Annotated in this window: 11 protein-coding genes, 1 tRNA gene and 3 pseudogenes; 4 read left to right on the top strand and 11 right to left on the bottom strand. The window is 51.8% G+C overall.

Features of this window, described 5'->3' with window-relative positions:
• Positions 1 to 136: 136 nt before the first annotated feature.
• The 10 genes from ACMV5I_RS15340 to ACMV5I_RS15295 form a co-directional block, all read right to left on the bottom strand.
• Entirely contained in the window at positions 137 to 1,753 is a 1,617-nt protein-coding gene (locus ACMV5I_RS15340) for an acetaldehyde dehydrogenase (acetylating) (RefSeq protein WP_414824745.1), read from the bottom strand.
• A gap of 88 nt (positions 1,754 to 1,841) precedes the next feature.
• Positions 1,842 to 2,120, bottom strand: a complete 279-nt coding sequence (locus ACMV5I_RS15335; RefSeq protein ID WP_021179127.1) for a BMC domain-containing protein — start codon at positions 2,118 to 2,120, stop codon at positions 1,842 to 1,844.
• Between the two features lie 14 nt (positions 2,121 to 2,134).
• Complete coding sequence (locus tag ACMV5I_RS15330) at positions 2,135 to 2,419, bottom strand: BMC domain-containing protein (RefSeq protein WP_021807825.1); 285 nt, start codon at positions 2,417 to 2,419, stop codon at positions 2,135 to 2,137.
• A gap of 24 nt (positions 2,420 to 2,443) precedes the next feature.
• The gene (locus ACMV5I_RS15325; RefSeq protein ID WP_004249182.1) at positions 2,444 to 2,722 is read right to left on the bottom strand and encodes a BMC domain-containing protein; all 279 of its coding nucleotides are present in this window, start codon (positions 2,720 to 2,722) and stop codon (positions 2,444 to 2,446) included.
• A gap of 631 nt (positions 2,723 to 3,353) precedes the next feature.
• Positions 3,354 to 3,875: a FidL-like protein gene (locus ACMV5I_RS15320; RefSeq protein WP_141131047.1), complete on the bottom strand. Its 522-nt coding sequence runs from the start codon at positions 3,873 to 3,875 to the stop codon at positions 3,354 to 3,356.
• 3 nt (positions 3,876 to 3,878) lie between these two features.
• On the bottom strand, positions 3,879 to 4,673 hold the full coding sequence (locus tag ACMV5I_RS15315) for a winged helix-turn-helix domain-containing protein (protein ID WP_174332740.1): 795 nt from the start codon (positions 4,671 to 4,673) through the stop codon (positions 3,879 to 3,881).
• A 40-nt stretch (positions 4,674 to 4,713) separates the two neighbouring features.
• Positions 4,714 to 5,280 carry a TetR/AcrR family transcriptional regulator gene (locus ACMV5I_RS15310; protein WP_024484717.1) on the bottom strand — a complete coding sequence of 189 codons (567 nt, stop codon included), beginning with the start codon at positions 5,278 to 5,280 and terminating at the stop codon, positions 4,714 to 4,716.
• Between the two features lie 234 nt (positions 5,281 to 5,514).
• Positions 5,515 to 6,903: a GntP family permease gene (locus ACMV5I_RS15305; protein WP_414824749.1), complete on the bottom strand. Its 1,389-nt coding sequence runs from the start codon at positions 6,901 to 6,903 to the stop codon at positions 5,515 to 5,517.
• Positions 6,903 to 7,865, bottom strand: a complete 963-nt coding sequence (gene denD, locus ACMV5I_RS15300; protein WP_414824744.1) for a D-erythronate dehydrogenase — start codon at positions 7,863 to 7,865, stop codon at positions 6,903 to 6,905. The genes ACMV5I_RS15305 and denD overlap by 1 nt, the downstream gene beginning before the upstream one ends.
• Before the next feature lie 27 nt (positions 7,866 to 7,892).
• A complete protein-coding gene (locus ACMV5I_RS15295; protein ID WP_414824743.1) occupies positions 7,893 to 8,660 on the bottom strand; it encodes a DeoR/GlpR family DNA-binding transcription regulator in 768 nt (255 codons plus the stop codon).
• A gap of 530 nt (positions 8,661 to 9,190) precedes the next feature.
• Here ACMV5I_RS15295 and ACMV5I_RS15290 point away from each other — a divergent pair.
• The 3 genes and pseudogenes from ACMV5I_RS15290 to ACMV5I_RS15280 all read left to right on the top strand — a co-directional run.
• A tRNA-Leu gene (locus ACMV5I_RS15290) sits at positions 9,191 to 9,275 on the top strand.
• Positions 9,276 to 9,459: 184 nt separating this feature from the next.
• Positions 9,460 to 9,896, top strand: a pseudogene (locus tag ACMV5I_RS15285) (tyrosine-type recombinase/integrase); the annotation flags it as partial.
• A gap of 5 nt (positions 9,897 to 9,901) precedes the next feature.
• A pseudogene (locus ACMV5I_RS15280) lies at positions 9,902 to 10,119 on the top strand (integrase); the annotation flags it as partial.
• Between the two features lie 609 nt (positions 10,120 to 10,728).
• On the opposite strand, the pseudogene ACMV5I_RS15275 reads toward ACMV5I_RS15280, so the two are convergent.
• Positions 10,729 to 10,976, bottom strand: a pseudogene (locus tag ACMV5I_RS15275) (transposase); the annotation flags it as partial.
• A 316-nt stretch (positions 10,977 to 11,292) separates the two neighbouring features.
• On the opposite strand from ACMV5I_RS15275, the gene ACMV5I_RS15270 reads away from it, so the two are divergent.
• Complete coding sequence (locus ACMV5I_RS15270) at positions 11,293 to 11,979, top strand: DUF1120 domain-containing protein (RefSeq protein ID WP_414824741.1); 687 nt, start codon at positions 11,293 to 11,295, stop codon at positions 11,977 to 11,979.
• The last annotated feature ends 56 nt before the right edge of the window (positions 11,980 to 12,035 follow it).

The raw sequence follows: 12,035 nt of genomic DNA, 5'->3' as shown, positions 1-12,035 counted from the left end.
TCAGTGCGGGGCGAGATCGCGAGGGGCTGGGCACGATCAGCCGCCGCCGGCGTTGATGTGAGGCAGGGTCTTAAGGACGGTTGAGGCAGCTTTGCTGCCGTGCTCGCCCCGAAGGGGCGCTACGTTCGTTGATGTGTTACCGGGACAGGCGTCCAAGCACTTCCGTAATGATCCGTTCGACGTTCTCTTCGGTGATGTCATTGGCTGCGGCGTTAACCACTGCGCGGGTGACCGCCCCGAAACGATCGTCGCCCTGGGCATACAGCGGTGCCGGTGCGGCCTGCGGGGCTACCGCCGCCGTTGGCGCTGCAAAGCGGTTATCGTCGAAGATGCTGGTGCTATGGCTGGTTGGCGCACTGCACGTTTGAGCTGCGGGTTGTGGTTGGCGCAGATCCTCGATGCTACGAACGCCATAGCCGACTTTACGTACGTTCAGCAGGTTCATCGGGCCGACGTTGTCCGAGCTGGAGCCGCCACCAACGGCACCGCAACCGAGCGTTAACGCAGGTATAAGATTCGTGGTTGCGCCAATGCCTCCAAGCGCGGCGGGCGTATTGATCAGGATGCGGTGCACCGGTTTTTGCAGGGCAAACTCGCGGATCACCTGTTGGTTCTGGGTGTGGATGACCAGCGTATGCCCCAAACCTTCGTTGGTGAGTAGTTCCACCACGCGGTCACAGGCGCTCATCCAGTCTTCTTCGATGTACAGCCCCAGCACCGGGCAGAGTTTTTCACGGGCGTAAGGGTTTTTACGCGAGACGCTGTTTTGCAACGAAATCAGCACTCTGGTGGTCGCAGGTACGCAGAATCCGGCGCGTTCACTGAGGTAGATGGCGGTCTTGCCCACCACTTCAGGATTAATCATGCCGTTCAGGCGCAACAGGATATTGGCCAGGCGGGCAGACTCATCGTCGTTCATGAAGTAGCAGCCCTGGGCCAGCAACTCGCGGTGTACGTCCTGATAGATGCACTTTTCCACGATGATCGACTGCTCAGAGGCGCAGATCACGCCATTATCGAAGGTCTTGCTGGTGATGATGTCTTTCACCGCCTGCTGGATATTGGCGCTGCGTTCGATAAACGCCGGGCCGTTGCCTGGGCCACCGCTGATGGTTGGTGTGCCGGAGCTATAGGCCGCACGAACCATACCTTCGCCGCCGGTAGCCAGGATCAGCGCGACGTCTTTGCTGTGCATCAGGGCTTTGGTGGCTTCCAGCGTCAGCTGGGTCAGGCCGTCAACGATACCCGCAGGGGCACCGGCTTGGAGCGCGGCCTGCTTGACGATCTCAATCGCCCGCTGGCTGCACTGGCGCGCATTAGGGTGCGGGGAGAAAATAATGGCGTTCCCGGCCTTCAGCGCGATCAGCGTTTTATAGAAAATGGTTGAGGTTGGGTTAGTGGACGGCACCAGGGCGGTAATCACCCCTAACGGGACGCCCACGTCCATGACTTTATTCTGCTGATCGTCACGAATAATACCGACGGTTTTTAAATCTTTAATATGCTCAAAAACTTTTTCAGAGGCGAAAATGTTTTTTAACACCTTGTCCTGCCAATTGCCGAAGCCGGTTTCTTCATGGGCCATCTTTGCCAATTCTTCGGCATGCCTGGCCGCTTCGCTGGCAATATGTTTAATAATGCCGTCGATCTTTTCCTGTGAATATTTGGCAAACAGCAACTGTGCCTGTTTGGCATTTTTAATCAGCGTGCGAGCCTGCTGAATGGATTGTAAATCCGGATCTAATGTGGTCATTAGTCTATTCCCCTGAATAGGAGTTTAATTTTTTACTTGCTGCAATCGGGTAGAGTACTTATCTGCCACCGCCGGTAATCAGGCTGAATTACGCCTTATGCTGTGAGGCGATTTTCTCAATATCATTGTGTGGGCGTGCAATAACCCGTGATGAAATCACTTCGCCAATTCGGCTGGCGGCTTCAATACCGGATTCCACCGCCGCGTTAACGGCACCCACGTCGCCTTTCACCATCACGGTGACCAGGCCGGAGCCGACGTTTTCATAGCCAATCAGTTCAATATTGGCGGCCTTACACATGGCATCGGCGGCTTCGATAGCAGGCACCAACCCTTTGGTTTCGATCAATCCGAGTGCATCTTTCATCAGTGAATTCCTTGTTATTCGGTGATTTTGTACTGCGAGATGATTTTCTGGATATCGTTATGCGGGCGGGCAATGACCAGTGAGGTAACCACTTCACCCACGCGTTTGGCCGATTCGATACCGGAATCCACTGCCGCCTTGACCGCGCCCACGTCGCCTTTCACCATCGCGGTAACCAGGCCGGAACCGACGTTCTCATAGCCGATCAGCTCCACGTTGGCCGCTTTGCACATCGCATCGGCGGCTTCAATACAGGCCACCAGCCCTTTGGTTTCAATCAATCCTAATGCGTCACCCATGATCCGTTCTCCTTGATGCGCTGTTTACGCTTTGTGCTTAATCACGATTTTGTTGATGTCGTTGTGTGGGCGGGCGATAACCAGTGAAGTCACTACTTCACCCACGCGTTGTGCGGATTCCACGCCGGAATCGACGGCGGCTTTTACCGCACCGACGTCACCTTTCACCATGGCGGTGACCAGGCCGGAACCGACGTTTTCATAGCCGATCAGCTCGACGTTGGCCGCCTTGCACATGGCATCCGCCGCTTCAATACAGGCCACCAACCCTTTGGTTTCGATTAAGCCTAATGCATCACCCATTGTTGTTTCCTCCACAAAGCCGGTTTATGAGTTGTCATCTGCTGTGCCGTTCGGCCATGAGGGGATCAAGGTTTCCGACGGCTAAGGGCACTATACCCCTCCGGTGGTTATTCAAAATATAAATTCATTAATCGATATCTATTTAGTTTTTTGTTCTAATAATAAGCCTCGATTTATCCTCTGTTTATCTGTTTGCTCTGATAATCAGCCCGATAATAGTTCTGCTCCCTGGCAAGAAATGGCGGGATTTGGCATTCACTTAAGGGCGGAAAATAATGTTAAATCTATGGTATTCAAATGGGTTTTTTAGGTAGCGGAGGGTCTTGCAGACTGTGGAGTAGCGCAGGTTTTTTTGGGCAGTTGTTAAGGTCGGCAATCTCCCCTCACCCTAACCCTCTCCCGCAGGGAGAGGGGACTGAACGTGCCACAGATTAGCCTCTGTACTTAACTTCGGCTCCGTACTGGCTCCCTCTCCTTTTTGGGGAGAGGGTTGGGGTGAGGGGAAATAGCGATCGCCGAATAACCGACAGGCATTATGACTATCAGGGGTATTTTTAGGGGATTGTAAGGGCTAAGGGAGGCTGGTCAGAGGCTTATGACAAGGGGGAACAGCTTTGCTGGGGAACGGGCGCTACTCTAACTGGCTGCCGGGTTTCAACGCGCAGATAAACAGTGGGGAGTTGATCGAACTGAGCAGCACGGTGTCGGCATTGATTTTCTCCATCGCCAATTGTAGGCCGTAGTGGCTGTCTGACATTTCCCGCATAAAGTAATCAAAGATCACGTCGGGTGATTGATCGATAGAGGACTTGCTGGAGACCCAGCGGTTGATCTGATAATAGCGGGCGCCGGGGGAAACACGCTTGCTGGTATAATCAAACTGTACGTAGCGTTGTAAATAAAGCCAGCCTGCCTCCGAGTCTGAATATCCTTCCACCACGATGGAACCTTTACCTTTGGCATTAAAGTTAAAGTGAATATTGACGTTAACGGATTCGGTAACGGTATCTTCAAAGTGCATAATGGCTTTGGTTGAGCAATTTAAAACATCATCGCGCTGGATAACATTATGCTTAACGGTGATAAATAGTGAGACCAGTAGCAATATGATAGAGACGGCAAACAGCCTTCTCCCCCAGCCCATTGTTTTCATAATTTATTTCCATGAATAATAAAAATAGTTATCGCAGTAGCTGAATGTATTATCTTGATGTTTGGCGCAGTGTGCGAGAAACGTCCGGCCTAACCCGTTGGATTGCAGCTTATCACCATAAAAGAACAGAAAACGTTCGTCTTTATCATACTTTATGTTCTTTTTTTCTTTGACGGCAATAAAGTTTTTCAGGTAATTCTCGCGCATTCTTGGATTTATCATGGCGTCGGTGGATAACACCTCAATGGGTTCCTGCGCGACGGGGGTGAAGACGAGAGGGGTCAGGCTGCCGTTGTTACTCCACGACCAGCCGATCAGCGCGATGGCCAACAGCGATATCATTGCCCCGGCATAACCCCAGTAACGATCGTTGCTGTTGATGGCTGCCGCTACCGGCGTTGGTTCTGGAGCTACCTCGGCAGAGGGTTCCTGTTCGCTGGCATGTATTACCGGATGCAACAAGGAGTCATCGATCACCTCGATCGTCAGCTCTGGATTTATTTCCAACCTGCCACGGGCCACGGTGACGATCACGTTCTCAATGCCATAACGGCGAAAGGCTTTGCGCAGGATGCTCAGGTACTGATTCAGGTTGCTGTTGGAGGACATTAGCCCGTTGTCGTCCCAGACCCGCTGCATTACCGTATCGCGGCTGATCACGCCAGGATGCTGGATCATGAAGAACAGCAGGGCGTTGGCAGTGATGGTGAGCTGGCTATCTGACTTGCCGCCATCGTCCAGCTTTAGCGAACCTTCGGTGGCGTCATAAATAAGAAAGGCATTAATTTTGTATTTCATTATCGCCCCTGGGTGATTGGCTGCCCGCAAACCGCGGAGGTTAAAGCTCCTCGAAGGTCATTGCCGCCAGCCTCGTCACCAATGCAAGCCGCTCTTCCGGCGTCATAGTGACTCCTTCCGTAAGTTCAGAAAGCCATAGGCCGTCTGCACCATAGCGCACCAAATTACCTACGTAGCTGCGATCCAGTTCATCGGCGTTGGCCAGATGTTGCAGCACCCAGTCCCGCCAGCATTTACGCAACACCATTTCATGCGGCATGGCCAGCGACAGCAGGGCCAATTGACGGCTGGTGTCGGTTTCACTGATGCCTGCCAGGTACATCAGATAGGCCCGGGAGAAGCGCCCACGTGGGTTATCGTCCACGGCCATCAGCGCCATAATGCCGCGATCCATCACGGCCAGCAGGCGAATAAACAGCGCATGTATCAGCTCCTGCCTGCCGGGAAAGTGGTGCAGCAGCCCGCCCTTGCTGACCCCAGCCTGCTTGGCGACGGCGTTTAGCGACAGCGCGGCAATCCCATCTTTAGCGGCGATGATACTGGCGGCTTCCAGCAGCTGCTCTTGCAGCCGTTCCGGGTCTTTTTTGCGATGCACGTGGGTATTCATGCGGCGATCATACCGACCAGCCGGTATGTCATTTTTGATCGAGGTCAATCCGCTAACCCTAAAGGTCTGACCAATCCTGAATAATGATAGGTAGGTCAAACTATTTTAGTTATCAATCAATTAGGAAAGTTTTTACTAGCTTAATCGGGGGTGGGAGCTAACTGGGGCGTTAAGGCTGACAAGTGGCTCGGACGGTTCCCTCTCCTTGTGGGAGAGGGCTAGGGTGAGGGGCGTTTACAACAACCAATCCAGTATCAGGACACCGACCAGGCTGATCGCCCAAGCTATAGTAGTGGGCACTGACCAGACCATCATCTGCTGCTTCACGTCCTTAATCCCCATCATCCTGTTGACTACCCAGAACATGCTGTCGTTAAAGTAGCTGAAGAACAGCGCGCCCATGGTGGCGGCCTGCGCGGCAGCGAGCATATTGACGCCGGGCAACTGGCTGACGATAGGGGCTGAGATGGAGGCTGCGGTGATCATGGCGACAGTGCCCGACCCTTGTATCAAGCGCACCAGCGTAGCGATAAAGAACGGGATCAATACCGGGGACAGCGGCAGATTGGCGACGTGCTGCGCCAGCAAGGTGCCGGTGCCACTTTCACGTAATACTGCCCCAAGCGCGCCACCGGCACCGGTCACCAGCAAGATAATCCCGGCGGCCTGCAAGCCTTCTTCCAGCCGCTCCAGCGTTTCGTGCTTGTCGACCTTCGGCATCAGGGTGTAAACCGCCAGCAGCACGCTGATGGCCAATGCAATCACCGGTGCGCCGAGGAAGGCAAAGGCTTGCCCCCACAGGCTTTCTCCCAGCCAGGCCATTCCTTCAGATTTGGCCAGCATATTGTTCACCGCGTTGATAAAAATCAGCACGATGGGGGCGATGATTGGCAGCAGCGATAACGTTAAGCTTGGCAGCACCTTGGCTTCTTTCTCAGCCAGATAGCGCTGGTGGGCGGCCCGTAGGTCTTCCGGCTCATCTTCCTGGTCTTCTGGTGTAAAATCCGGGTAATAGGTGCCGAGCCAGCGCGCATAGATCACAATGCCGATCACGCAGGGAATGGCTAACACCAGCCCGGCCAGCATCATAGCGCCGATATCCACGCCGAAGATCCCCGCCACCCCTAATGGACCCGGTGTTGGGGGCACTGCATGATGGGTAATGATCAGGCCACCCGCCAAGGCTACGCCGAGTGTCAGAAGATTGCGTTTGCCCTTCTTGGCCAGCGCCTTGACCAGCGGATAAAGGATGACGAAGGCCGAATCGACAAAAATCGGGATGCTGACGATATAGCCGGTGATCGCCAACGCCCACTCCTCGCGCTTTTTACCCAGCCACTTGATAAAGCTGAAGGCGATCTGCTCCGCCGCGCCGGAAACCTCCAGCACGCGGCCCATCATCACCCCCAGACCAATAACAATCCCGATACTGCCGAGTGTGCTGCCAAACCCTTTGGAGATGGTATCTACCGTCTGCATGGCGCTCAGCCCGCCGCTGATCCCGGCGATAGAGGCTGCTGCCAGCATGGCGATCAATGCATGAACCCGCGTGCGTAATACCAGCCACACCAGTACGAACACGGCCACCGCCAAACCAATGATGGGAGTATAAAGTGCCATAATCAGCTCCCGGCCTGCGGCATCTCATCGCGCATAAAGGCGCGGATGATCTGCTGGAAGTTTTCATCGGCACAGAACCCCAACGCCAATGCACGTTGTACATCGAAGTTGCCCGGCCAACTGGCGACAATACGATTGATGGCTTCGTCCGGTACAAAGCTCACCTTGGCGCGAGCCTGCTCACCGGCCACCTCCTCCAGTGCGGCTAGCATCTGCTCTACTGTGACGCTGATGCCGGGCAGGTTGACGATGCGTGAGGTGCCGAACTGCGCGGCAGGCAACGTGGCGGCATGGATAAAATTGCGTACCACGGTACCAGGACTGGACAGCCATAGCGTCAACTCTGGGGAGACCGGGCAGACTGAAGGCTCCCCGTGCAATGGTTCACGGATGATGCCGCTGGCAAAGGAGGACGCTGCCTTATTCGGCTTGCCGGGGCGCACGCTGATGGTGGGCAGACGCAGCACCCGCGCATCGACAAACCCTTTGCGGGCGTAATCATTGATCAACAGTTCACACAGAGCCTTTTGTGCACCGTAGGAGGATTGTGGCTGCACAGCGCACTCATCGGTGACGGTGGCTGGAAGCTGGCCGCCAAACACCGCCAGCGAGCTGGTGAAGATAAACTTCATTGCCGGGGCATTGCGGCGGGCGGCTTCCAACAGTTGGCGAGTGGCGTCAAAGTTCACCTGCATCCCGAGATCGAAGTCGCTTTCCGCATGGCTACTGACGATGGCGGCCAGGTGAAACAGCACGCTGCAATCGCTGTCGATCAGCCGATCGGCGGCATCGGGTTGAGTGAGATCGAGCGCCAGGCAGCGAACTCGCGGATCGGCTAGCGGGGCGTTAGGCTGTTGGATATCTGCCAGCACCAGTTCGTCAAAAGGTAGCGTATTGTCTCGCAGTAGCGCGGTTGCCAAGCGTTGACCCAAAAATCCTGCTCCGCCAGTAATGATGACCTTCATGGTTATATTCCTTTGTAGGGGGTGTTATCAGAGGTTGATGCTGTGCAGCCGCACGCCACGCTCTTGGAGTTGTTGCTGCGTTTCTGGCGGCAGGGCGGCATCGCAGATGATGTCGTCGAGCGCCGCCAGTGAGCAGACGCGAAACATGCCGTACTTGCCGTATTTACTGCTATCGGAGACCAGCACCTTGCGCCGGGCCACGTCCAGCAGCGCCTGTTTCACCAGCACTTTCTCCTCGTGTGGGGTAGACAGACCATGTTCCAGATCCCAGGAACTGGTGCTGATAAAGGCCACGTCGATATTCAAGGTGCGCAACAGCATGGCGGCGCAGCTGCCGACGCAGGAATAGTTACGTTGATCGACTCGCCCGCCGGTGTGAAACAGGTTGAGCTGTGGGCGGTTCATCAGGTGCTGGATAATGGAAAAATCGTTGGTGACCACGGTCAGGTTGAAGCGCTCGGCCAGCTGGCGAGCGATCTCGAAGCTGGTGGTACCTGCGTCCAGATAGACCACTTGGCCATCTTCGACCAGCTCGGCGGCATATTTGCCGATGGCCCGTTTTTGCCGATGGTGCAGTTGGGCCTTCTCTTTGTAGGCCAGCTCCTGGCGTAGCGTGTCACTCAGGCGCACGCCGCCACTGACGCTAATCACCTTGCCTTCTTCTTCCAGTTGATGGATGTCGCGCCTGACGGTCATATGTGAAACGCTCATCAACTCGGCCAGGGCCACGATGGTGACCAACTGATACTCATGTACATAGCGATAGATAAAATCGCGGCGTTCCGATGGGATCATGCTCAACTCCTGGTCGGTAGCGATGGTGCCGCTGGATGGCTGTTATTTTTTGTTATGTTATTAATATTCAATCATTTGATTTAACAAATAAACGAGGGTTGTCACATAAGGGAGGTGGGGAGTATCAGGATGTATTGTCATAAAATTATTTATATTCAATATGTTGTGTTTTTATTTTGCGATATTGGGAGTCACAGAAGGTTGTGATGAAAAGTGTGAGGTGTAACAAAAAAGTGCAGGTTGGTGGTGAGGAGATTGCCGGGCTCGGACAGCATGCTGACAAACTTCAACGGTGCAAAACGTAGGGGCGCTGCATGCTGCGCCCGTTAATAGCTTGAGCCCTACACCACTGTTCCAACACCTTCTAGCCGCGTTGACTGGGTAAGACCAGGGTAATAAATAAGCAGAGTAAGCCGAAAAAATCGACGGGTGACGTTTTTTTCAACATTCAACTCGTTGAATGCTTGATAAGTGTTGCGCGAGGCAAGTGGGAAGGTATAATGCCCACGTTTTCCGCATACTACTTCAGTGCCGAAGTGGCGAAATCGGTAGACGCAGTTGATTCAAAATCAACCGTAGAGATACGTGCCGGTTCGAGTCCGGCCTTCGGCACCATTAGTCAGTACGCAAATCAAGTCGCCTTCGAGCGGCTTTTTTTGTGCCTGAAATCCAGCAGTTCCCCACCTTTCTCGCTATATTAGCTCTCTCAAGGTCAACCGACTTCAACGTACAAAGCTATTGAGCTATCTGGACGTCTAGAAGTGGCTTTAAGGCTTCAGCAGCGATGCGTTATGCCGTACAGAGCGGTTCAAACATGCGAACACCTCATCTGGTACCACTTTCTCGACAAGCGTTAAGCATTTTTAAGTAAATACAATATATTAGAGGTAATCATGAACTGATCTTTATTGGCGATCATGACTCACGTAAGCCAATGAGTGAAAATACGGTGAAAAAATCACTACGTGTAATGGGGTACGACACTAAGGTTGAAGTCTGCGGCCACGGTTTCAGAACCATAGCCTGTAGTTCATTGATCGAGTCGGGTTTATGGTCGAAGGATGCCGTTGAGTGGCAGATGAGTCATATGGAACGTAACTCTGTGCGAGCAGCCTATATCCATAAGGCGGAGCATCTGGATGAGCGCAAGTTGATGCTCCAGTGGTGGGCGGATTTCTTGGATGTGAATAGGGAGAAGGGGGGAGTCCATTTGATTTTGCCACGCTTAGGCGGTGATTGACCATGGTTTCCTCTGCGTGATGAGTACCATCCGGCATGAAAAAACTTTAACACTTCCAAGATTGAGCTCCAGTTGGCGTATGTAGACAAAAATAGTATTCGGGGTACTTATAACCACGCCCTGTACCTCGAGGGCTGGCGGGAGATGATGCAGTGGCACGTCGATTACCTAGATAGCCTAGAAATGTGCCATGGGAGGCCGAAACTACCAGCAACGTAGTTACCTGTTTCGCAAGGCTAACAGCGTCAGTAGGGATATTGGCGTTGTTGGTTTCCGCCATTGCATATTTTTTTGTCATTTTTAGCCATCAATGTCGTTCGGTGGATAAAAAAACGTCAACTAAGGTATTATTCCTGATGAGATATGAAATCAAAGTTGATATGTGTCATCAGGCAAGCATATGTGCGGAGGATTCAATAATTACGGGGGAGGTATGGTCAGCATTAGTCAGTCCTGCGGTGAGGGTTTGTGATGTTTGGCGATTGAGCATTACGCTCAAAATTGATTGAGTTCCCCCAGTAATCTATTATTTGGTGCTTGTATTTAGCCCTATGGATTTATACAGAAGTCGTTTCAGTCGGAAACACTAGTGAAAATAACCGGTAGAGTCGAGATGTGGCGCGGCAATTTTGTAGGTCAGGCATATCTGTTGCCGCCTCTTTCGAATGACGGTGCCTTACTGTACCGACCATAAATCCCGTTTCCACATGCCGCTCATTGAACTGGACATGCGCTTCTAACGTATCCGACTCTTGGACAGATAATCTTATTCGAAAGTAGTGCACCTGCCAGATAATGCTTTTGGTTCTGTCCCGGCGTAGCCATGTTTTTCAGCTTCCACGTGCCTTCACCGAAGACTTTTAAGCCGGTGGAATCGGTAACCAGATGAGTAATCTCGCCGCACGTGGGGTTTTTGAAAGTATGCTCACGGACTTGGCTCGCCTGCTGACGCAGGAGTAATCTGGGCTGCGGAGTGAAGGCTTAATTAAGATAAAAATAGAATCAATGAATCCCTGAGCGGCCGGGAGTGTCAGACAAAACAAATGTTTGAGCATCAGTACGGCGGTAATAGCCAATTTTTGAATTTTGGTTTTGTCACTGGACACAGGGATATCGTCAGGAATGCGGTGTTCTTATCCTGCTTGAAACCAGATTTTAAACAAAGCTCTGTGATCTTTAACGCATGGTTATAAAAACCAAAAACAACATATAAAACTAAAAATTAATTATTTTTAAGTTAAAAAACCTATAGATATAAAATTATCAACATATCATTTTATTTATAAGAAAAATCGCTATTATTGTCGTCACAGCAAAACGAGTTGTGCTGTACATAGTCAGGCAAATTCAAAATGATTTTCGTCTTTCACAATCAAATAATGGAACTATAAAATGAACGCTTCTTTTAACAAAATCGCTGTATCCGTTGCTCTGGTTATCGGTATGGCTGCCAGTACTGCGGCAATGGCAGCAGAGCAGGCTTCTATTAAAGTCATCGGTACTATCAAACCGGGTTCATGCGATATCAGCATCAATGGTGATGCCGTACTCGATTACGGTGATATCAATAGCGCTACCTTGAATGCAAATACTTTCACTGATTTAGCCACCAAAACAACCAAGCTTAATGTTGATTGTACGGCACCGACTCTGTTTGGCATTCGTAGTACTGATATTGCTGAGGGGGCGAACGAAGGGGTGGGTGAGGTAATTGGATCAAGCAATTTGCCTAACGCCTGGTTTAGCCTTGGAAAGACATCAGCGGGTAAAATTATCGGTGGCTACCGTCTTACATCCTCAATAACTACTGCACTAGTAGATAATGCCAAACCAGATGCTTTCCTATTATCTGCTACTGAAGGTTCCTCATGGACAAGTGATATCGGTATTCAATACTTCCAAACTAATGCACTAGAAATTTTGTCATGGGGTATCAAAGATAATAAAACCCCTGTTGTTGCGCAGAACGTCACTTTGGACTTGAAAATCATTCCTTCGATTGCACCCGTAAATAAACTGGGTTCTGTCGATGACGTTAAACTGGACGGCAACGCAACGTTTGATGTGGTTTACCTGTAATCTAATTTGATCGTGAATGCAGAAGCTGCTGTTAGCTTCTGCATTATTTTATAAGG

Origin of the sequence: Serratia sp. T13T92, assembly GCF_047530105.1 — a bacterium.
Lineage (GTDB): Bacteria > Pseudomonadota > Gammaproteobacteria > Enterobacterales > Enterobacteriaceae > Chania > Chania fonticola.
The sequence above is the reverse complement of the archived record's forward strand: the minus strand, read 5'-3'. Positions and strand labels throughout refer to the sequence as shown.

What these genes read in the sequence shown, in the direction of transcription:
- ACMV5I_RS15270 (WP_414824741.1), top strand. Translation starts at nt 11,293, where the DNA reads ATGAACGCTTCTTTTAACAAAATCGCTGTATCCGTTGCTCTGGTTATC.
- ACMV5I_RS15330 (WP_021807825.1), bottom strand. Translation starts at nt 2,419, where the DNA reads ATGGGTGACGCATTAGGATTGATTGAAACCAAAGGGCTGGTGGCCTGT.
- ACMV5I_RS15325 (WP_004249182.1), bottom strand. Translation starts at nt 2,722, where the DNA reads ATGGGTGATGCATTAGGCTTAATCGAAACCAAAGGGTTGGTGGCCTGT.
- ACMV5I_RS15320 (WP_141131047.1), bottom strand. Translation starts at nt 3,875, where the DNA reads ATGAAAACAATGGGCTGGGGGAGAAGGCTGTTTGCCGTCTCTATCATA.
- ACMV5I_RS15295 (WP_414824743.1), bottom strand. Translation starts at nt 8,660, where the DNA reads ATGATCCCATCGGAACGCCGCGATTTTATCTATCGCTATGTACATGAG.
- ACMV5I_RS15335 (WP_021179127.1), bottom strand. Translation starts at nt 2,120, where the DNA reads ATGAAAGATGCACTCGGATTGATCGAAACCAAAGGGTTGGTGCCTGCT.
- ACMV5I_RS15340 (WP_414824745.1), bottom strand. Translation starts at nt 1,753, where the DNA reads ATGACCACATTAGATCCGGATTTACAATCCATTCAGCAGGCTCGCACG.
- ACMV5I_RS15310 (WP_024484717.1), bottom strand. Translation starts at nt 5,280, where the DNA reads ATGAATACCCACGTGCATCGCAAAAAAGACCCGGAACGGCTGCAAGAG.
- denD (WP_414824744.1), bottom strand. Translation starts at nt 7,865, where the DNA reads ATGAAGGTCATCATTACTGGCGGAGCAGGATTTTTGGGTCAACGCTTG.
- ACMV5I_RS15315 (WP_174332740.1), bottom strand. Translation starts at nt 4,673, where the DNA reads ATGAAATACAAAATTAATGCCTTTCTTATTTATGACGCCACCGAAGGT.